The organism is Burkholderia pyrrocinia (assembly GCF_018417535.1).
GTDB lineage: Bacteria > Pseudomonadota > Gammaproteobacteria > Burkholderiales > Burkholderiaceae > Burkholderia > Burkholderia pyrrocinia_E.
Map to the genome: position 1 here is coordinate 3,640,986 of NZ_CP070977.1, position 18,977 is coordinate 3,659,962.

15 protein-coding genes are annotated in these 18,977 nt (G+C 67.0%); 11 read left to right on the top strand and 4 right to left on the bottom strand.

All coding sequences use genetic code 11. From position 1 onward, the window contains the following. Positions 1 to 48: 48 nt before the first annotated feature. The 7 genes from nudB (at position 49) to JYG32_RS16960 (ending at position 9,139) form a co-directional block, all read left to right on the top strand. Positions 49 to 543 (top strand): dihydroneopterin triphosphate diphosphatase, encoded by a 495-nt coding sequence (gene nudB / locus JYG32_RS16930; protein WP_213264162.1) that lies wholly within the window; start codon positions 49 to 51, stop codon positions 541 to 543. After that, the gene (clsB, locus tag JYG32_RS16935) at positions 540 to 1,814 is read left to right on the top strand and encodes a cardiolipin synthase ClsB (protein ID WP_174381551.1); all 1,275 of its coding nucleotides are present in this window, start codon (positions 540 to 542) and stop codon (positions 1,812 to 1,814) included. The genes nudB and clsB overlap by 4 nt, the downstream gene beginning before the upstream one ends. Before the next feature lie 200 nt (positions 1,815 to 2,014). Continuing rightward, entirely contained in the window at positions 2,015 to 2,614 is a 600-nt protein-coding gene (locus JYG32_RS16940) for a TetR/AcrR family transcriptional regulator (protein ID WP_174381552.1), read from the top strand. A 58-nt stretch (positions 2,615 to 2,672) separates the two neighbouring features. After that, entirely contained in the window at positions 2,673 to 4,460 is a 1,788-nt protein-coding gene (locus tag JYG32_RS16945) for an acyl-CoA dehydrogenase C-terminal domain-containing protein (protein WP_065499204.1), read from the top strand. A gap of 113 nt (positions 4,461 to 4,573) precedes the next feature. Next, positions 4,574 to 7,009 (top strand): 3-hydroxyacyl-CoA dehydrogenase/enoyl-CoA hydratase family protein, encoded by a 2,436-nt coding sequence (locus tag JYG32_RS16950; protein WP_174381554.1) that lies wholly within the window; start codon positions 4,574 to 4,576, stop codon positions 7,007 to 7,009. A 70-nt stretch (positions 7,010 to 7,079) separates the two neighbouring features. Beyond that, positions 7,080 to 8,279 (top strand): acetyl-CoA C-acyltransferase, encoded by a 1,200-nt coding sequence (locus JYG32_RS16955; protein WP_174381555.1) that lies wholly within the window; start codon positions 7,080 to 7,082, stop codon positions 8,277 to 8,279. A 92-nt stretch (positions 8,280 to 8,371) separates the two neighbouring features. Continuing rightward, positions 8,372 to 9,139 carry an enoyl-CoA hydratase gene (locus JYG32_RS16960; protein WP_213264163.1) on the top strand — a complete coding sequence of 256 codons (768 nt, stop codon included), beginning with the start codon at positions 8,372 to 8,374 and terminating at the stop codon, positions 9,137 to 9,139. A 51-nt stretch (positions 9,140 to 9,190) separates the two neighbouring features. On the opposite strand, the gene fdhD is transcribed toward JYG32_RS16960, so the two are convergent. After that, complete coding sequence (gene fdhD, locus JYG32_RS16965; RefSeq protein ID WP_433960831.1) at positions 9,191 to 10,033, bottom strand: formate dehydrogenase accessory sulfurtransferase FdhD; 843 nt, start codon at positions 10,031 to 10,033, stop codon at positions 9,191 to 9,193. A gap of 116 nt (positions 10,034 to 10,149) precedes the next feature. Here fdhD and JYG32_RS16970 point away from each other — a divergent pair, with 116 nt between their 5' ends. Beyond that, positions 10,150 to 10,632: a nitrate reductase associated protein gene (locus JYG32_RS16970; protein ID WP_174381558.1), complete on the top strand. Its 483-nt coding sequence runs from the start codon at positions 10,150 to 10,152 to the stop codon at positions 10,630 to 10,632. 32 nt (positions 10,633 to 10,664) lie between these two features. On the opposite strand, the gene JYG32_RS16975 is transcribed toward JYG32_RS16970, so the two are convergent. After that, the gene (locus JYG32_RS16975) at positions 10,665 to 11,060 is read right to left on the bottom strand and encodes an acyl-CoA thioesterase (protein ID WP_034208354.1); all 396 of its coding nucleotides are present in this window, start codon (positions 11,058 to 11,060) and stop codon (positions 10,665 to 10,667) included. A gap of 174 nt (positions 11,061 to 11,234) precedes the next feature. Between JYG32_RS16975 and JYG32_RS16980 the strand changes: the two genes are divergently transcribed. Next, complete coding sequence (locus JYG32_RS16980) at positions 11,235 to 13,106, top strand: ABCB family ABC transporter ATP-binding protein/permease (RefSeq protein WP_174381559.1); 1,872 nt, start codon at positions 11,235 to 11,237, stop codon at positions 13,104 to 13,106. A 69-nt stretch (positions 13,107 to 13,175) separates the two neighbouring features. On the opposite strand, the gene murU is transcribed toward JYG32_RS16980, so the two are convergent. Both murU and JYG32_RS16990 read right to left on the bottom strand, forming a co-directional pair. Then, positions 13,176 to 13,895 (bottom strand): N-acetylmuramate alpha-1-phosphate uridylyltransferase MurU, encoded by a 720-nt coding sequence (gene murU, locus JYG32_RS16985; protein ID WP_213264165.1) that lies wholly within the window; start codon positions 13,893 to 13,895, stop codon positions 13,176 to 13,178. A gap of 31 nt (positions 13,896 to 13,926) precedes the next feature. Beyond that, positions 13,927 to 14,976 carry an aminoglycoside phosphotransferase family protein gene (locus JYG32_RS16990; protein ID WP_213264166.1) on the bottom strand — a complete coding sequence of 350 codons (1,050 nt, stop codon included), beginning with the start codon at positions 14,974 to 14,976 and terminating at the stop codon, positions 13,927 to 13,929. Between the two features lie 223 nt (positions 14,977 to 15,199). Here JYG32_RS16990 and JYG32_RS16995 point away from each other — a divergent pair, with 223 nt between their 5' ends. Next, positions 15,200 to 17,560: an LPS-assembly protein LptD gene (locus JYG32_RS16995; RefSeq protein WP_213264167.1), complete on the top strand. Its 2,361-nt coding sequence runs from the start codon at positions 15,200 to 15,202 to the stop codon at positions 17,558 to 17,560. Positions 17,561 to 17,611: 51 nt separating this feature from the next. Beyond that, the gene (locus JYG32_RS17000; RefSeq protein ID WP_174381563.1) at positions 17,612 to 18,970 is read left to right on the top strand and encodes a peptidylprolyl isomerase; all 1,359 of its coding nucleotides are present in this window, start codon (positions 17,612 to 17,614) and stop codon (positions 18,968 to 18,970) included. Positions 18,971 to 18,977 lie beyond the last annotated feature (7 nt).

Here is an 18,977-nt window from a genome sequence, read left to right on the forward strand (position 1 = left end):
GTTCGGAGCACATGCCCGGCGCGCGGCCCTGTGCCGCATGAAACAAAGATGACGAAGCCGCCGAAAATCCCCGAATCCGTTCTCGTCGTGATCTACACGCCCGACCTCGATGTGCTGGTGATCAAGCGTGCCGACCAGCCCGATTTCTGGCAATCGGTGACCGGATCGAAGGACACGCTCGACGAGCCGCTCGCGGTCACCGCCGCTCGCGAAGTGGCCGAGGAAACCGGCATCTCGGTCGGCACGCCGGACGTGCCGGCCGCCGCGCTCGTCGACTGGCGCCACCGGATCGAATACACGATCTATCCGCAATATCTGCACCGCTACGCACCGGGCGTCACACGCAATACCGAGCACTGGTTCGGCCTGTGCGTGCCGCATCGTGTCGGCGTGACGCTGTCGCCGCGCGAGCATGTCGATCACGCATGGCTGCCGTTCCGTGAGGCGGCCGCGCGCTGCTTCTCGCCGTCGAACGCCGAGGCGATCCTGCAATTGCCCGCGCGCGTGGCACTCGCGCGTGCGCCGCACGGCTCGTCCGCATGAATGCGGAGACCCGCAAGCGCTTCGCGCAATTGCGGCAGATGTTCCTGCAGGAACGCGGCTCCGCGTCGCGGCTCGCGTTCACGGCGGGCAACACGGTGCGGCTGTGCGAGAGCGGCGGCGAATTCTTCCGGGCCCTGATCGAACGGATCGATGCCGCGCGCGAACAGGTGATGCTCGAAACCTATATCTTCTGCGACGACGCGGCCGGCCGGCCGGTGTCGGACGCGCTGATCCGCGCGGCGCAGCGCGGCGTGCGCGTGCGCGTGATCACCGACGGCATCGGCACCGCGCGCCTGCCGCTGTTCGACACGTGGGCGCAATCCGGCGTCGAGCACTGCATCTACAACCGCTTCCTGTTCGGCCGCTTCGGTTTCTCGCGCACGCACCGCAAGCTCGCGGTGATCGATCGCGCGGCCGCGTTCTGCGGCGGCATCAACATCATCGACGACTACGCGCAAAACGGCACGACGCTGCCGTTTCCGCGCTGGGATTTCGCGGTCGAGATGGCGGGGCCCGCGGTGTCCGACGTGCGCGCCGCGTTCGAGTTGCAGTGGCACCGGATCCAGTTCGGCCACAAGCCGTATGCGCAGTACGCGGCCGGGCTGAATGGCGGCGAAGCGTTCCCCGACATGTTCCGGCGCTGGATGCGCAGCCACCGGTGGATCAAGGCCGGCGCGCTGCGGGTCGTGACGGAGCCGAGCGTCGCGTTCGTCGCGCGCGACAACGTCGTGAACCGCCGTGCGATCGAGAAGGCCTATCTCGCGGCGATCGGCCAGGCGCGCCAGCGGATCCTGCTCGCGAATCCGTACTTCATGCCGGGCCGCAAGCTGCGCCGCGCGCTGACGGGCGCCGCGCGGCGCGGCGTCGACGTGCGGATCCTGATCGGCCGCAAGGAGTTCGCGGCGCTCGATACGGCCGTGCCGTTCCTCTATCACACGCTGCTGCGCGCGGGCGTGCGCGTCGCCGAATACGACAAGACGATGCTGCACGGCAAGGTGGCCGTGATCGACGACAACTGGGCGACGGTCGGCTCGTCGAATCTGGACGCGCTGAGCCTGATGCTGAACAATGAAGCGAACGTCGTGCTGGTGCGCTACGATGCGGTCACGAACGAACTGCGCGACGCGATCGCGGCCGCGTTCGCCGATGGCCGGGAGATCGACCCCGCGCGCTTCGCCGCGCGCCCGCGCATCGAGCGTATGCTGAACTGGCTCGCCTATACGGCGTATCGCGTCGTGATGAAGGCGCTGACGGTCGGTAGTTACGACTGACGCAGACTAAGCATTCGCTTCAAAAAATCTGTCCGCACGTTCGTGCGGAAAAGCCGCTCCGGTCCCGCCGGAATCGCGCAAAATAGCGGCTCGGTTAGACACCGGTTTCTAATAATTTCCTTGTTTCGCGAGCGGCCGCACTCAATAATAGTACGGCCGTTCGATTTTATTCGAACCCCCGAACGGTTACAGAAATAGCTATGCGAAAAGGCGAACAGACGCGTGCCGCGATACTTGAAGCTGCTTTGGACCTCGCCAGCCGTGACGGGCTGGAGGGGCTGACGATCGGCCTGCTGGCCGAGCGCATGCAGATGAGCAAGAGCGGCGTGTTCGCGCACTTCGGATCGCGCGAGGACCTGCAGGTCGAGGTCGTCCGCGAGTATCACCATCGTTTCGAAAACGAGGTGTTCTTTCCGAGCCTGCGCGAAGCGCGCGGTCTACCGCGTTTGCGGGCGATGCTGGCGCGCTGGATCGAGAAGCGCATCCAGGAGGTGACGACCGGGTGCATCTACATCAGCGGCGCAGTGGAGTACGACGATCGGCCGGACAGCCCCGTGCGCGAGCAGTTGATCGCGAGCGTGACGGCCTGGCGTGCCGCGTTGCTGCGCGCCATTTCGCAGGCGATGGAGGAGGGGCATCTGCGCCCGGATACCGATCCGGACCTGATGCTCTTCGAGTTGTACAGCTTCACGCTCGGCCTGCATCACGACGCACGTTTCCTGCATTCGCCGGACGCCGTGCGCCTCACGTGGGCCGCGCTGGAAAAGACGATTGTTTCGTATCAGAGCGAGAGCCGTTAGCGGCGCGTGACACGCCCGCCAGGAGCTCGAGCCGTTTTGCCCACCTTTGGAGAGAGTCATGGGACAGTACGCCGCGCCGCTGCGCGACATGCAATTCGTGTTGCACGAGCTTCTGAACGTCGAAGCCGAAGTCAAGCAAATGCCCAAGCATGCGGACCTCGACGCCGACACGATCAACCAGGTCCTCGAAGAAGCGGGCAAGTTCTGCTCCGAGGTGCTGTTCCCGTTGAACCAGGTCGGCGACCGCGAAGGCTGCACGTATGAAGGCGACGGCGTCGTGAAGACCCCGACCGGCTTCAAGGAGGCGTACCGGCAATACGTCGAGGCCGGCTGGCCGGCACTCGGCTGCGATCCGGACTACGGCGGCCAGGGCCTGCCCGCGTTCGTGAACAACGCGCTCTACGAAATGATGAACTCGGCGAACCAGGCATGGACGATGTATCCGGGCCTGTCGCACGGCGCGTACGAATGCCTGCACGCGCACGGCGCGCCGGAACTGCAGAAGGCCTACCTGCCGAAGCTCGTGACGGGCGAATGGACCGGCACGATGTGCCTGACCGAGCCGCACTGCGGCACCGACCTCGGCATCCTGCGCACCAAGGCCGAACCGAACGGCGACGGCTCCTACTCGATCAGCGGCACGAAGATCTTCATCTCGAGCGGCGAACACGACATGGCGGAGAACATCGTCCACCTGGTGCTCGCGCGCCTGCCGGACGCGCCGCAGGGCACGAAGGGCATCTCGCTGTTCATCGTGCCGAAATTCATTCCCGACGCGTCGGGTGCGCCGGGCGAGCGCAACGGCATCAAGTGCGGCTCGATCGAGCACAAGATGGGCATCCACGGCAACTCGACCTGCGTGATGAACCTCGACAACGCGAAGGGCTGGATGGTCGGCGAGCCGAACAAGGGCTTGAACGCGATGTTCGTGATGATGAACGCGGCCCGTCTCGGCGTTGGCGCGCAGGGCCTCGGCCTCACGGAAGTCGCGTACCAGAACTCGCTCACGTATGCGAAGGAGCGCCTGCAGATGCGCTCGCTGACGGGCCCGAAGGCACCGGACAAGCCGGCCGACCCGATCATCGTGCACCCGGACGTGCGCCGCATGCTGCTCACGCAGAAGGCGTACGCGGAAGGCGCGCGCGCGTTCACGTACTGGTCCGCGCTGCAGATCGACAAGGAACTGTCGCACGCCGATGAAGCGGTGCGCAAGGAAGCGGCCGACCTCGTCGCGCTGCTCACGCCGATCATCAAGGCGTTCCTGACCGACAACGCGTTCGAGTGCACGAACCACGCGATGCAGATCTACGGCGGCCACGGCTTCATCTCCGAGTGGGGCATGGAGCAGTATGTGCGCGACGCGCGGATCAACATGATCTACGAAGGCACGAACTCGATCCAGTCGCTCGACCTGCTGGGCCGCAAGGTGCTCGGCGACATGGGCGCGAAGCTGAAGAAGTTCGGCAAGCTCGTGACGGAATTCGCGGAAGCCGAAGGCGTGAAGCCGGAAATGGCCGAGTTCATCAACCCGCTCGCCGACATCGGCGACAAGGTGCAGAAGCTGACGATGGAAATCGGCATGAAGGCGATGCAGAACCCGGACGAAGTCGGCGCTGCCGCCGTGCCGTACCTGCGCACTGTCGGCCACCTGGTGTTCTCGTACTTCTGGGCGCGGATGGCGCGCCTCGCACTCGACAACGAAGCGTCGGGCGATCCGTTCTACAAGTCGAAGCTCGCGACGGCCCGCTTCTACTTCGCGCGCCTGCTGCCCGAGACGGCGTCGACGATCCGCGCCGCGCGCGCCGGCTCGAAGACGCTGATGGAAGTCGACGAATCGCTGTTCTGACGCGAGTCCGGGCGGTGCGCCGAGCGCGCCGCCCGGACGCAACGGTTCCTGGTACTCACTTCGCCGTGCAGCCCTCACATCCCGCGCTGCACGACACTATCCGGAGACATCCCGTGAGCAATTTCCTGATTCGCAAGGTCGCCGTGCTGGGCGCCGGCGTGATGGGCGCGCAGATCGCCGCGCACCTCATCAACGCGCGCGTGCCGGTGCTGCTGTTCGACCTGCCGGCCAAGGAAGGCCCGAAAAACGCGATCGCGCTGAAGGCGATCGAGAACCTGAAGAAGCTGTCGCCCGCGCCGTTCGGCGTGAAGGACGACGCGAAGTACCTCGAAGCGGCGAACTACGAAGACGACATCGCGAAGCTGGCCGAATGCGACGTCGTGATCGAGGCGATCGCCGAACGGATGGACTGGAAGCACGACCTGTACAAGAAGGTCGCGCCGCACATCGCACCGAACGCGATCTTCGCGACCAACACGTCGGGCCTGTCGATCACGAAGCTGTCCGAAGGGTTCTCGGACGAGCTGAAGTCGCGCTTCTGCGGCGTGCACTTCTTCAACCCGCCGCGCTACATGCACCTCGTCGAGCTGATCCCGACCGCGCATACGCGCCCGGAAATCCTCGACCAGCTCGAGACGTTCCTGACGAGCATCGTCGGCAAGGGCGTCGTGCGCGCGAAGGACACGCCGAACTTTATCGCGAACCGCGTCGGCATCTTCTCGATCCTCGCGGTGATCACCGAGGCCGCGAAGTTCGGCCTGCGCTTCGACGAAGTCGACGACCTGACGGGCAGCCGTCTCGGCCGCGCGAAGTCGGCGACGTTCCGCACCGCGGACGTGGTCGGCCTCGACACGATGGCGCACGTGATCAAGACGATGCAGGACAACCTCGCCGACGATCCGTTCTTCCCGGTCTACCAGACGCCCGCCGTGCTCGCCGAACTGGTGAAGCAGGGCGCGCTCGGCCAGAAAACGGGCGGCGGTTTCTACAAGAAGGAAGGCAAGGCGATCAAGGTGCTCGACGCGAAGACGGGCACCTATGTCGACTCGGGCGCGAAGGCTGACGAAACTGTCGGCCGCATCCTGAAGCGTCCGCCGGCCGAGCGCCTGAAGCTGCTGCGCGAGACGGACCATCCGCATGCGCAGTTCCTGTGGTCGATCTTCCGCGACGTGTTCCACTACATCGGCGTGCATCTCGAGTCGATCGCCGACAACGCGCGCGACGTCGACCTCGCGATCCGCTGGGGCTTCGGCTGGAACGAAGGCCCGTTCGAGGGCTGGCAGGCCGCCGGCTGGAAGCAGGTCGCCGAGTGGGTGCAGGAAGACATCGCGGCCGGCAAGGCGCTCGCGAACGTGCCGCTGCCGTCGTGGGTGCTCGAAGGCCCGGTTGCCGAGCAGGGCGGCGTGCACACGGCCGAAGGCTCGTGGGCACCGGCGGCGCAGCGCTTCGTGCCGCGTTCGGACCTCGCGGTCTACGGCAAGCAGGTCTTCCGTGCGCCGCTGCTCGGCGAAGCGGGTGCCGATCCGAAGTCGTACGGCAAGACGCTGTTCGAGACCGACGCGGTGCGCGCCTGGGTCGACGACCGTGCGGGCGAGGACGACGTCGTGATCGTGTCGTTCAAGTCGAAGATGAACACGATCGGACCGAGCGTGATCGACGGGCTCGTGCAGGCGATCGAACTCGCGGAGAAGGACTACAAGGGCGTGGTGATCTGGCAGCCGACGTCGCTGAAGCTCGGCACGCCGGGCGGCCCGTTCTCGGCCGGCGCGAACCTCGAAGAGGCGATGCCCGCGTTCATGATGGGCGGCGCGAAGGGCATCGAGCCGTTCGTGAAGAAGTTCCAGGAAGGCATGCTGCGCGTGAAATACGCGAACGTGCCGGTCGTCGCGGCCGTGTCGGGCATTGCGCTCGGCGGCGGGTGCGAGCTGATGCTGCACAGCGCGAAGCGCGTCGTGCACGTCGAGAGCTACATCGGTCTCGTCGAAGTGGGCGTCGGCCTGGTGCCGGCGGGCGGCGGTCTGAAGGAAGCGGCACTGCGCGCGGCGGAAGCGGCAACGGCCGCGAACGCGACCACCGACATCCTGAAGTTCGTCACGAAGTCGTTCGAGAACGCGGCAATGGCGAAGGTGTCGGCGTCCGCGCACGACGCACGTGCGATGGGCTACCTGAAGCCGTCCGACACGATCGTCTTCAACGTGTTCGAACTGCTCGACACCGCGAAGAAGGAAGCGCGCGCACTGGCCGCCACCGGCTATCGCGCACCGCTTCGGGCGAAGGACGTGCCGGTCGCGGGCCGCTCGGCGATCGCGACGATCAAGGCATCGCTCGTCAACATGCGTGACGGCCGCTTCATCAGCGACCACGACTACCTGATCGCGAGCCGCATCGCCGAAGCCGTGTGCGGCGGCGACGTCGAAGCCGGCAGCCTCGTCGACGAGCAGTGGCTGCTCGCGCTCGAGCGCCGCGCGTTCGTCGAGCTGCTCGGCACGCAGAAGACGCAGGAACGGATCATGGGCATGTTGCAGACCGGCAAGCCGGTGCGTAACTGAGCGAGCGCATAACTTTGTATGGGATCGGAGTAAGCGCTGAAGCGCCGACTCCGATCGACAGGAGTCTCAAATGAGCAAACAATTGCAAGACGCATACATCGTCGCCGCCAGCCGCACCCCGATCGGCAAGGCCCCGCGCGGCATGTTCAAGAACACGCGCCCGGACGAGCTGCTGGTCCACGCGATCAAGTCGGCGGTCGCGCAGGTGCCGGGCTTCGACACGAAGCTGATCGAGGACGCGATCATCGGCTGCGCGATTCCGGAAGCCGAGCAGGGCCTGAACGTCGCGCGGATGGGTGCGCTGCTCGCGGGCCTGCCGCAGACGGTCGGCGGCGTGACGGTCAACCGCTTCTGCGCGTCGGGCATCACGGCGCTCGCGATGGCGGCCGACCGCATCCGCGTCGGCGAGTCGGACGCGCTGCTCGCGGGCGGCTGCGAATCGATGAGCATGGTGCCGATGATGGGCAACAAGCCGTCGATGTCGCCGCACATCTTCGATCGCAACGAAGACTTCGGCATCGCGTACGGGATGGGCCTGACGGCCGAGCGCGTCGCCGACCAGTGGAAGGTGAGCCGCGAAGACCAGGACGCGTTCTCGGTCGAGTCGCACCGGAAGGCGCTCGCCGCGCAGCAGGCCGGCGAGTTCAACGACGAGATCGCCGCGTACACGCTCACCGAGCGTTTCCCGAACCTCGCGACCGGCGAAGTCGACGTCAAGACGCGCGAGATCGCGCTCGACGAAGGTCCGCGCGCGGATACGTCGATCGAAGGCCTCGCGAAGCTGCGCGCGGTGTTCGCGAACAAGGGTTCGGTCACGGCCGGCAACAGCTCGCAGACGTCGGACGGCGCGGGCGCGCTGCTCGTCGTGTCGGAGAAGGTGCTCAAGGCGTTCAACCTGACGCCGCTCGCGCGCTTCGTGAGCTTCGCGGTGCGTGGCGTGCCGCCGGAAATCATGGGCATCGGTCCGAAGGAAGCGATTCCGGCTGCGCTGAAGGCCGCGGGCCTGAAGCAGGACGATCTCGACTGGATCGAGCTGAACGAGGCGTTCGCCGCGCAATCGCTGGCGGTGATCCGCGATCTCGGCCTCGACCCGTCGAAGGTCAACCCGCTGGGCGGCGCGATCGCGCTCGGCCACCCGCTCGGCGCGACCGGCGCGATCCGCGCGGCGACCGTCGTGCACGGCCTGCGCCGCCGCAACCTGAAGTACGGGATGGTCACGATGTGCGTCGGCACCGGCATGGGCGCCGCGGGCATCATCGAACGCCTGTAAGCGGGACGCGACGAAAAGCGACGACGGTGTGCGGGCCACGAGCTCGCGCACCGTTTTTTCATTCCGATAGAGGAAAGTCAAAGGAGACGGTTGTGGCCGAAATTCAAGTGGAACGCGCCGACGGCGTAATGACGATCACGATTGCGCGCCCGGCGAAGAAGAACGCGCTGACGGCAGCGATGTACCAGACGATGGCCGATGCGCTCGCCGACGCGCAGGAAGACAAGGCGATCCGCGTGATCCTGCTGCGCGGCAGCGACGGCAATTTCAGCGCGGGGAACGATCTCGAGGATTTCCTGAAGGCGCCGCCGAAGGACGATAACGCGTCGGTGTTCCAGTTTCTCGCACGGATCAGCGGTGCGCAGAAACCGATCGTCGCCGCGGTGCCGGGCATCGCGGTCGGCGTCGGCGTGACGATGCTGCTGCACTGCGATCTGGTCTATGCGGCCGACACCGCGACGTTCTCGCTGCCGTTCGCGCAACTCGGGCTGTGCCCGGAAGCCGCATCGAGCGTGTTGCTGCCGCGCCTGGCCGGCCATCAGGTCGCCGCCGAGAAGCTGCTGCTCGGCGAGGCGTTCGACGCGCTGGAAGCGCACCGGATCGGCATCGTCAATCGCGTGCTGCCGGCCGCCGAGCTCGACGCGTTCGCGGCGAAGCAGGCGGCGAAGCTTGCGGCGCTGCCGGCGTCGTCGCTGCGCGTGACGAAGGCGCTGTTGAAGGATACGGGTGGCGTGGCTACCGCCGCGCGGATGACCGAGGAGGCAGGCCACTTCTCCACGATGCTGCGCGCGCCGGAAGCGCGCGAGGCGATGACGGCGTTCTTCGAGAAGCGCAAGCCGGATTTCCGTCAGTTCGACTGACGGAGCAGGCCGCGCCGGCGGCGGTCGGCCGGCGTGATCCCGCGATCGCGATCAGGCCGTGCCGTAGTCGACGTGGCCGGTTTCGCGGCAGAAGCTGACGAGCCGCAGGCCGGCCGCCTTCGCGATCTCGATCGCGAGCGACGAAGGCGCGGAGATTGTCGCGACCATCGGGATGCCGACCCGTGCGGCCTTGCGCACGAGCTCGTAGCTGGCGCGGCTCGACAGGAACACGAAACCGTCGGTCGTGTCGACGCGCGACAGCACGAGCGAGCCGATCAGCTTGTCCAGCGCGTTGTGGCGGCCGACGTCCTCGAACGCGATCCGGATCGCGCCTGTTGCGTCGCACCACGCGGCCGCATGCAGGCCGCCCGTGAGCTGCGTGAGCGCCTGGTGGGCCGGCAGCGCATGTGCCGCGCGCGCCAGCGCGTCGGGTGCGAGGCGCGCGAGAAAGCCCGTGTCGGGCACGCGTTCGGGCGCGAGGTCGAGCAGATCGATGCTTTCGATCCCGCATACGCCGCAGCCGGTGCGCCCCGCCAGCGCGCGGCGCCGGTCCTTCAGTGCGGCGAACGCCTGCTGGACGACTTCCAGGTGCACTTCCGCGTGCGGCAGCGGCGCGTCGGCGTGCAGGATCACCTCGATGTCCTTGATGTCGCTGCCGCGCGCGACGATCCCTTCCGAGATCGCGAAGCCGACCGCGAACGCTTCGAGGTCGCACGGCGTACACATCATCACCGCGTGCGAGATGCCGTTGAAGACGAGTGCGACGGGCCATTCCTGGCCTACATGGTCGTGCGCGGTTTCGACGGTGCCGCCGCGCGTGCGGCTCACGGACAGTTCGATCGCGCCGCGCGGCTCGGCGCGCAGTTCGTCTGTTTCGGTCGGATTCACGAGCACTCCCGTTGATTCGAAGCACGGCCGGCGGACAATCGTGTCCGCCGGCCGCGCGTAGAGGTTCTAAAATACCTCAGGCAGGCCGGCCGCGCCGGCATCCGCCACGTCAGGTAACGACCATGGGACTCAGCGACGCTCCGTTGCTATTCAACTTCGAACACGATTCGTCGGAAAACTTCACGTACATCCCGATGATCGTGCGTTTCAACCTCGACCGTTTCGGTCTGCGGATCTCGCTCGAGCAATGGCAGTTGCTGCCGCTCGAGGACCGCAAGCTGCTCGCGCGCTTTCCGGCCGACGACGACACCGCGATCGAGCCCAACTTCGATCACGCGCTGTTCGAAATGCTGCGCACGCATGCCGATCTGGAACCGTCGTGGTTCCAGCCCGACGAGCGGCCGACCTGGCGCGCGATCGACACGGTGCCGGAGTCGCTCGTACAGCAGAGCGCGCTGGCCGGGCTGTCGGCGCCCGCGCTCGCGCAGTGGCAGCGGCTCGCGCCGTTCCAGCGCTATGTGTTGGTGAAGCTGTCGCGCAAGCCGAAGCTGAATCACGATTTCCTGCCCGCGATGCGCGAGTTCGGGCTGACGGCCACGCACTGACGGGCCGCGTGCCGCGCCGCGGCGCTCGCCCGTCAGAGCGGCGGCAGTTGCCGCGGCTTGCGATCCGGGCCGGTTGCAACGTACGTGAGCGTCGCTTCGGTGACCTTCACGATTTCGCCCATCAGGCGCATGCGCTGCGCGTACACCTCGACGTCGACCGTGATCGACGTGTTGCCGGTGCGCGTGATGGTCGCGTAGAAGCTCAAAAGATCGCCGACGAACACCGGCTGCTTGAACACGAACGAGTTGACCGCGACCGTCGCGACGCGGCCGTTCGCGCGCTGGCTCGCGGGGATCGAGCCGGCGATGTCGACCTGCGACATGATCCAGCCGCCGAACACGTCGCCGTGGACGTTCGCGTCGTGCGGTTGCGGGACGACGCGCAGCGCGGGCTGCTTTTGCGGGAGTTCGAGGGTCGAATCGGTCATGGCGGGGGCTTTCATCCTGTAATAAATGCGCCGCCGCGCGCAGGCTGGCCGGCAAGACCGCCGGCAGCGGCGCGAAGCGGCTTCTGCGACAATACAACGTTCGCAAATTGTACGAGAAAGCGGGCGAGCCGGCCGCCGATGAGAGCATCCGGCACCGCCGCCGATCCTTCCCCCATGCGCCGATTTCCTGCTTCCGGCGAGCCCGCGCCGGCTCCGACCGGGCCCCGCAACGACTGGCAGACCATCCGGTCGCTGCTGCCGTACCTGACCACCTACAAATGGCGCGTCGCGCTCGCGCTCGCGTGCCTGATCGGCGCGAAGGTCGCGAACCTCGGCGTGCCGGTCGTGATGAAGCGCATCGTCGACCACCTGTCCTACGTGCAGCAGATCACCGCGCTCGGCCGCGCCGAACAGTCGGCCGGCATCGTGCTTGCAGGCGGCGTCGGCCTGCTGGTCGTCGCGTATGCGTTCGTGCGGCTGTCGACGTCGCTGTTTACCGAACTGCGCGAGATCCTGTTCTCGAAGGTGACCGAGAGCGCGGTGCGCCAGCTCGCGCTGCAGGTGTTCCGGCACCTGCACGGGCTGTCGCTGCGGTTTCACCTGGAGCGCCAGACGGGCGGCATGTCGCGCGACATCGAGCGCGGCACGCGCGGCATCCAGCAACTGATTTCGTATTCGCTGTACAGCATCCTGCCGACGCTCGTCGAGGTCGGGCTCGTGCTCGGCTTCTTCGTGGTCAAGTACGAGGCCTATTACGCGTACGTGACGTTCGCGGCGCTGGTCACGTACATCGTGTTCACCGTGAAGGTCACCAACTGGCGCACGCACTTCCGCCGCACGATGAACGAGCTCGATTCGCGCGCGAACTCGCGGGCGATCGATTCGCTGATCAATTACGAGACGGTGAAGTACTTCGGCAACGAGGAGTGGGAAGCGCAGCGCTACGACGAGAACCTGAAGCGCTACCGGAAGGCCGCGATCCGCTCGCAGAACTCGCTGTCGGTGCTGAACTTCGGCCAGCAGGCGATCATCGGCACGGGGCTCGTGTTCATCCTGTGGCGCGCGACGCAGGGCGTGCTCGCGGGCAAGCTGACGCTCGGCGATCTCGTGCTGATCAACACGTTCATGCTGCAGCTCTATATTCCGCTGAACTTTCTCGGCGTCGTCTACCGCGAGCTGAAGCAGAGCCTCACCGACATGGACCGGATGTTCGGGCTGCTGTCGTCCGCGAAGGAAGTCGCGGACCTGCCCGATGCACGGCCGCTCGCGGTGGCCGGCGCGCAGGTGCGCTTCGAGCACGTGAACTTCGCGTACGAGCCGGCGCGGCCGATCCTGCACGACGTGACGTTCACGATCGACGCGGGCACGACGACCGCGGTGGTCGGTCACAGCGGTTCCGGGAAGTCGACGCTGTCGCGCCTGCTGTTCCGCTTCTACGATCTCGATCGGCAGGCGGGCGGCGCGATCCGGATCGACGGCCAGGACATCCGCGACGTCACGCAGGATTCGCTGCGCGCATCGATCGGGATCGTGCCGCAGGACACCGTGCTGTTCAACGACTCGATCTACTACAACATCGCGTACGGCCGGCCGACCGCGACCCGCGACGAAGTGGTCGCGGCCGCGCGGGCCGCGCACATCCACGATTTCATCGAAAGCTTGCCGAAGGGCTATGACACGCCGGTCGGCGAGCGCGGGCTGAAGCTGTCGGGCGGCGAGAAGCAGCGCGTCGCGATCGCGCGCACGCTGCTGAAGGATCCGCCGGTCCTGCTGTTCGACGAAGCGACGTCGGCGCTCGATTCGCGCTCGGAACGCGCGATCCAGCACGAGCTCGACCAGATCGCGCGACATCGCACGACGCTCGTGATCGCGCACCGGCTGTCGACGGTCGTGCACGCGCAGCAGATCCTGGTGATGGATCACGGGCGGATCGTCGAGCGCGGCACGCACGACGAACTCGTGCGCGCGGACGGGCTGTATGCGCAGATGTGGGCGCTGCAGCAGCAGCGCGCGGCGGCCGGCGGGGAAGAGGCCGAGGCCGTGTGAGCGGCGACGTGGCGAGCAGGCGGCGGTCTGCCGGAAGGGCGGCCCGACGTGGTGCCGTCCGTCGTCCGGTCAGCCCGCGGCGCGCAGTCGCGCGTCGAGCTCGCCGAGCTGCGCGGGCGTGCCGACGTTCTCCCAGATGCCTTCGTACAGTTCGCCGCTCGCGCGGCCGGCTTCGATCGTCGCGCGGAAGTACGGCGTCAGTGCGCGTCGCGTGCCGGGCGCGAGATTGCGGAACATCCGCGTGTCGTACAGGCCGATGCTGCCGAACGTGACGCGCTCGCCGCCGTCGAGCGACAGGCGCCCGTCGCCACCGAGCACGAAGTCGCCGGACGGATGGAACGGCGGGTTCGGCACCATCACGAGATGCATCGCGGGCGCGTCGAGCGCCGACATGCGCGCCGCCGGGGCGGCGAGCTTCCGGTAATCGAACTCGGCGAACACGTCGCCGGCCACCGCGACGAACACCGTCGACCGCCCGTCGCGCTCGAGCAGCGGCAGCGCCTGCGCAATACCGCCGGCGGTTTCCAGCGCTTCACCTTCGGCCGAATACGCGAGCCGCACGCCCCAGCGCGAACCGTCGCCGAGCGCGGCCTCGATCCGTTCGCCGAGCCACGCGTGGTTGATCACGATCGTCTCGATGCCCGCGCGCGCGAGCGCTTCGATCTGCCAGACGATCAGCGGCTTGCCGCCGGCTTCGAGCAGCGGCTTCGGGCGGGTGTCGGTCAGCGGGCGCATCCGTTCGCCGCGCCCGGCGGCGAAGATCATCGCCGTGGTCAGGGTGTCGCTCATGTTCGGCTGGGTGTCAGGACAGTCAGGACGGTCAGAACGTATAGCCCACGTCGGCCGCCGCGTTGCCCTCGAGTTCGTCGAGCAGCTTTGCGAACGGCACGAGCGGGCGGTAGCGCAGCGCGACCTTGCGCGCGTACGCGAGGAAGCGCGGCAGGTCGTTCAGGTAGTGCGGCTTGCCGTCGCGGTAATTGATGCGCGCGAACAGGCCGAGGATCTTGATATGGCGCTGCAGCCCCATCCATTCGAGCTGGCGGTAGAACTCGCCGAAATCGGGATCGACCGGCAGGCCGACCTTTTTCGCCTTTTCCCAGTAATACGCGAAGCAGTCGAGCTCGAACTCCTCGTCCCAGCTGATGAACGCGTCGCGCAGCAGCGACACGACGTCGTAGGTCAGCGGCCCGTACACGGCGTCCTGGAAGTCGAGCACGCCCGGATTCGGCTCGCAGACCATCAGGTTGCGCGGCATGAAGTCGCGCAGCATGAAACCCTGCGGCTGCGCGTGCGCGCTGGCGACCAGCAGCGCGAAGGTGCGCTCGAGCGTGCCGCGCATCGCGTCGGTGACGGGCTTGCCGAGGTGGCGGCCGACGAACCATTCGGGCAGCAGCTCCATTTCGCGGCGCAGGAACGCTTCGTCGAACGGCGGCAGCACGTCGGGCTTCGACGTGAGCTGGAAGCGGATCAGCGCGTCGAGCGCGTCGCGCATCAGCGGCCGCGCGGCGGCCGGGTCGGCCGGATCGAGCACCGAGATGTACGACGTGCGGCCGAGGTCCGTCACGAGCATGAAGCCTGCGTCGAAATCGTGGGCCAGCACGTCCGGCACGTGATCGCCGGCCGCGGCGAGCAGTTGCGCGACCTGGACGAACTCGCGGCACTTCTCGGGCGGCGGCGCGTCGACGGCGATCAGCGTGCCGCCGGGGCTCGTGGCCGACGCGACACGGAAATAGCGGCGGAAACTGGCGTCCGACGATGCGGGCGCGAGGGTCGACAGGTCGAGCGCGTAGCGCCCGGCGAGCGGGTGCAGCCACGCGGTGAGTGCGTCGAGGCGGGCGTCGGACTGGGATGCGGCGGATGGGGGCGTCATGAAACTCGGGGGAGGGGGGAACGTCTTGCCATATAATACCCCACGACTTTTTTGACGCGCCCCGCGTCAGCTTCCGCCGTGCAGGCCCGCTGCCTGTCGCGCCGTCCGCCCGATCGCCTCCCCGGTTTGCGCTCAGCCGCAGTCGCGGTTCGACGGCGCGGCCCGCCGTGCGCGAATGTGCCGTGAAGGCGCGGTTGACAAGGGGCGATTCGCCAAACGATAGATGCCGCCCAAACCGCTATTCCCGAATGTTTTCCCCGGTGACGGGGCGCCGCGCAAACGGCGGCTCGCGCTCGCGCTCCTGGCCGTGCCCGGCCTCGTGCCGGCCGTGTCGTACGCGCAGCTGTCGGGCGCGGCTGCGCAGCCGCAGCCGCTCGACACTCCGTGGGATCTGCGTCTCGCACCCCAGCTCGAGGATCATCCGCTGAAGGACGGCGCGAAGCCTTCTGCCTTCGTGATCGCCGACCACACGAGCGGCACGGCCGAGCAGGACCTGGCCGCGAAGGGTTCGGCCGAGCTGCGGCGCGGCGACGCCATCGTGAAGGCCGACGCGATCCACTACGATCAGGATACCGACATGGCCGATGCGTACGGCCAGGTCAGGGTGATCAATGGCGGCACGTCGTTCGCGGGCCCCGAGGCGCATCTGAAGATCGAGGCGAACCAGGGCTTCATGACGGCGCCGAAGTACCACTTCAACATGACGGGCGGCTCGGGCAGCGCGGAGCGCGTCGACATGGTCGACAACGAGCGCTCGGTGTTCGTCAACGGCACGTACACGGCGTGCCAGTGCTCGACGAACCCCGCGTGGTACATCAAGGGCAGCCGCTTCGACTTCGATACGGGCGCCGACGAAGGCACCGCGCGCAACGGCGTGCTGTTCTTCCAGGGCGTGCCGATCTTCGCAAGCCCGTGGATGACGTTCCCGCTGTCGGGCGAGCGGCGCAGCGGCCTGCTGCCGCCGACGTTCTCGGTGAACTCGAGCAACGGCTTCGAGCTGACGCTGCCGTACTACTTCAACATCGCGCCGAACCGCGACCTGACGCTCACGCCGCGCATCATCTCGCGGCGCGGCGTGATGGCCGAAGCGACGTTCCGCTACCTGTCGCCGTCGTATTCGGGCACGTTTACGGCCAATTACCTGCCGGATGACCGGCTCGCGCACCGCAACCGCTACGCGATCTACTGGCAGCACCAGCAGAACTTCGGTGGCGGCTTCGGCGGCTACGTCTACTACAACAAGGTCTCGGACAACACGTATCCCGAAGATCTTGGGTCGATGAACCAGTTCGTCAACGGGACGCAGACGCTGTACCAGCAGGAAGCCGGCCTCACGTACAACACCGGCCCGTGGTCGGTGCTTGCGCGTTACCAGCACTGGCAGACGCTGCCGCCGTCGATCGCGCCGTACAGCCGCGAGCCGCAGTTGAACGTGAAGTACACGAAGTACAACGTCGGCGGCTTCGACTTCGGCGCGGAAGCCGATTATTCGCGGTTTCGCATCACGACGGCCGATGCGACCGAAGGCGACCGGATCGCCTTCAACCCGTACATCGCATACGGCGTGTACGGCCCCGGCTACTTCGTCGTGCCGAAGGTCCAGTACCACTTCGCGTCGTACGACCTGAGCCACCTGTCATCGAGCACGCCGAACAACCCGAAGCGCTTCACCGAGTCGATCCCGACCGTGACCTTCGATTCGGGCCTGATCTTCGACCGCTCGGTGCGCCTGTTCGGGCAGGACTTCATCCAGACCCTCGAGCCGCGCCTGTACTACGTGTACACGCCGTATCGCGACCAGTCGAACGCGCCGCTGTTCGACACCGCGGAATCGGACTTCGGCCTCGCGGAGATCTACCAGCCGAACACGTTTGTCGGCAACGACCGGATCGCCGATGCGAACCGGATCACGGCCGGCCTCACGTCGCGCTTCATCGATCCGCGTACCGGCGACGAGCGCGCGCGCTTCGTGATCGCGCAGCAGTACTACTTCGCCAATCAGCGCGTCACGCTGAATTCCGGGCAGACCGCGGCGCAGGCGCGCCACTCGGACCTGATCGTCGGCGCCGCGCTGAAGCTCGGCTCGGGCTTCATGTCGGAGACGGCGTTCCAGTACAACCAGAACAACAACCAGCTCGTGAAGTCGAGCGTCGGTTTCGGCTACAGCCCGGGCGAGCGCCGCGTGATCAACGTCGGCTACCGCTATACGCGCGCGAACACCACGCTCGACGGGCAGCCGATCAACCAGTTCCTGGTGTCCGCGCAATGGCCGCTCACGCGCCGCCTGTATGCGATCGGTCGTTTCAACTACGATCTCGCCGGCGATCGCGTGGTCGACGGTCTGCTCGGCTTACAATACGACGCGGATTGCTGGGCGCTCGGGGTCGGCGTGCAGCGGGCTGCGAACGGCGTGAATTCGTCGGGGCAGCAGAACTCGTCGACGCGATTCATGATGCAACTGACGCTCAAGGGCTTGTCGACCGTCGACAACGGCCTCGTGTCCGCATTCCGCGCCGGGGTGCCGGGCTACACGCCGCTGCCGCCGCCGCCACCGCCGATGTCCCGCTTCAGCAACTACGAGTAACGCCGGCTTGTCTGCACCGGTCAGCACGATTTCAATGGAGTTTCAGTGGCAATGAAGAAAACCCTTCGTTTCGCGGCAGTCGTGTCCAGTCTCGCCGCGTCCGCCGCGCTGCTCGCCGCCGCGCCGGCCGCGGCGCAGGCGCTCGGTTCGCAAGGTGCGCAACTCGCCGACGAAGTCGTCGCGGTCGTCAACAACGACGTGATCACGGGCCGCGAACTCGACCAGCGCGCCGGCCTGATCGCGCGCCGGCTGCAGCAGCAGAACGCGCCGGTGCCGCCGGCCGACCAGCTGCGCGCACAGGTGCTGAACCAGATGGTGCTCGAGCGGATCCAGGTGCAGAAGGCCAAGGACGACGGGATTCGCGTCGACGACGCGACCGTGCAGTCGACGCTGCAGCGTCTCGCGCAAGCGAACGGGATGACGCTCGAACAGTACCGCGCGCGTCTCGAGGCGCAAGGCGTGCCCTGGAGCATCTTCACGAGCGATGCGCGTACCGAGCTGATGCTGTCGAAGCTGCGCGAGCGCGAGGTCGACGGCAAGATCACCGTGTCGGACGCCGAAGTCGCGAACTACATCGCCAGCCAGCGCGGGCCGAATGCGTCGCAGCAGCAGGACCTGCGCTTCCAGCACATCTTCATCAAGGCGCCGACCAACGCGCCGCAGGCCGACATCGAAGTCGCGCAGAAGAAGGCCGACGCGCTGCTGCAGCAGGCGAAGTCGGGCGCCGATTTCGAGCGGCTCGCGAAGAACAATTCGGAAGCGAACGACGCGAAGAAGGGCGGCGATCTCGGCTTCAAGGCGCCGAGCGCGCTGCCGGCCGAGGTCGTCGATGCCGCGTCGAAGCTGCGCCCGGGCCAGGTCAACCCGACGCTGATCCGCGTGCCGGACGGCTTCGAGATCGTGCGTCTCGTCGACCGCCGCCAGAGCCAGGGCGCAACCGCCGCGGCACCGAAGATCGTCCAGACGCACGTGCGCCACATCCTGCTGCGCGTGGGCGAAGGCAAGTCGGAAGGCCAGGCGCGCCAGCAACTGGTCGACATCCGCAACCAGGTCGAGGCCGGCGGCGATTTCGCGAAGTTCGCGCGCACCTACTCGCAGGACGGTTCGGCGTCGCAGGGCGGCGATCTCGGCTGGATCAGCCCGGGCGAGACCGTGCCGGAATTCGAGCGTGCGATGAACAACCTGCAGGACGGCCAGATCAGCCAGCCGATTCGTACCGAGTACGGCTACCACCTGATCCAGGTGCTGAACCGCCGCGAGGCGGAAGGCTCGGTGCAGCAGCAGATGGACATCGCGCGTCAGGCGATCGGCCAGCGCAAGGCCGAGCAGGCATATGCCGACTGGCTGCGCGAGCTGCGCGACTCGTCGTACGTGCAGTACAAGATCGGCGGCGTCGGCCCGGCGAACTGAACGAGCT

Bases quoted from the DNA above. Each gene is read 5' to 3' on its own strand.
- murU (WP_213264165.1), bottom strand. From the start codon at position 13,895: ATGAGCGACACCCTGACCACGGCGATGATCTTCGCCGCCGGGCGCGGC.
- JYG32_RS16975 (WP_034208354.1), bottom strand. From the start codon at position 11,060: ATGACCGATTCGACCCTCGAACTCCCGCAAAAGCAGCCCGCGCTGCGC.
- JYG32_RS16970 (WP_174381558.1), top strand. From the start codon at position 10,150: ATGGGACTCAGCGACGCTCCGTTGCTATTCAACTTCGAACACGATTCG.
- JYG32_RS16980 (WP_174381559.1), top strand. From the start codon at position 11,235: ATGCGCCGATTTCCTGCTTCCGGCGAGCCCGCGCCGGCTCCGACCGGG.
- nudB (WP_213264162.1), top strand. From the start codon at position 49: ATGACGAAGCCGCCGAAAATCCCCGAATCCGTTCTCGTCGTGATCTAC.
- JYG32_RS17000 (WP_174381563.1), top strand. From the start codon at position 17,612: ATGAAGAAAACCCTTCGTTTCGCGGCAGTCGTGTCCAGTCTCGCCGCG.
- JYG32_RS16990 (WP_213264166.1), bottom strand. From the start codon at position 14,976: ATGACGCCCCCATCCGCCGCATCCCAGTCCGACGCCCGCCTCGACGCA.
- JYG32_RS16945 (WP_065499204.1), top strand. From the start codon at position 2,673: ATGGGACAGTACGCCGCGCCGCTGCGCGACATGCAATTCGTGTTGCAC.
- JYG32_RS16955 (WP_174381555.1), top strand. From the start codon at position 7,080: ATGAGCAAACAATTGCAAGACGCATACATCGTCGCCGCCAGCCGCACC.
- JYG32_RS16995 (WP_213264167.1), top strand. From the start codon at position 15,200: ATGCCGCCCAAACCGCTATTCCCGAATGTTTTCCCCGGTGACGGGGCG.
- clsB (WP_174381551.1), top strand. From the start codon at position 540: ATGAATGCGGAGACCCGCAAGCGCTTCGCGCAATTGCGGCAGATGTTC.
- JYG32_RS16940 (WP_174381552.1), top strand. From the start codon at position 2,015: ATGCGAAAAGGCGAACAGACGCGTGCCGCGATACTTGAAGCTGCTTTG.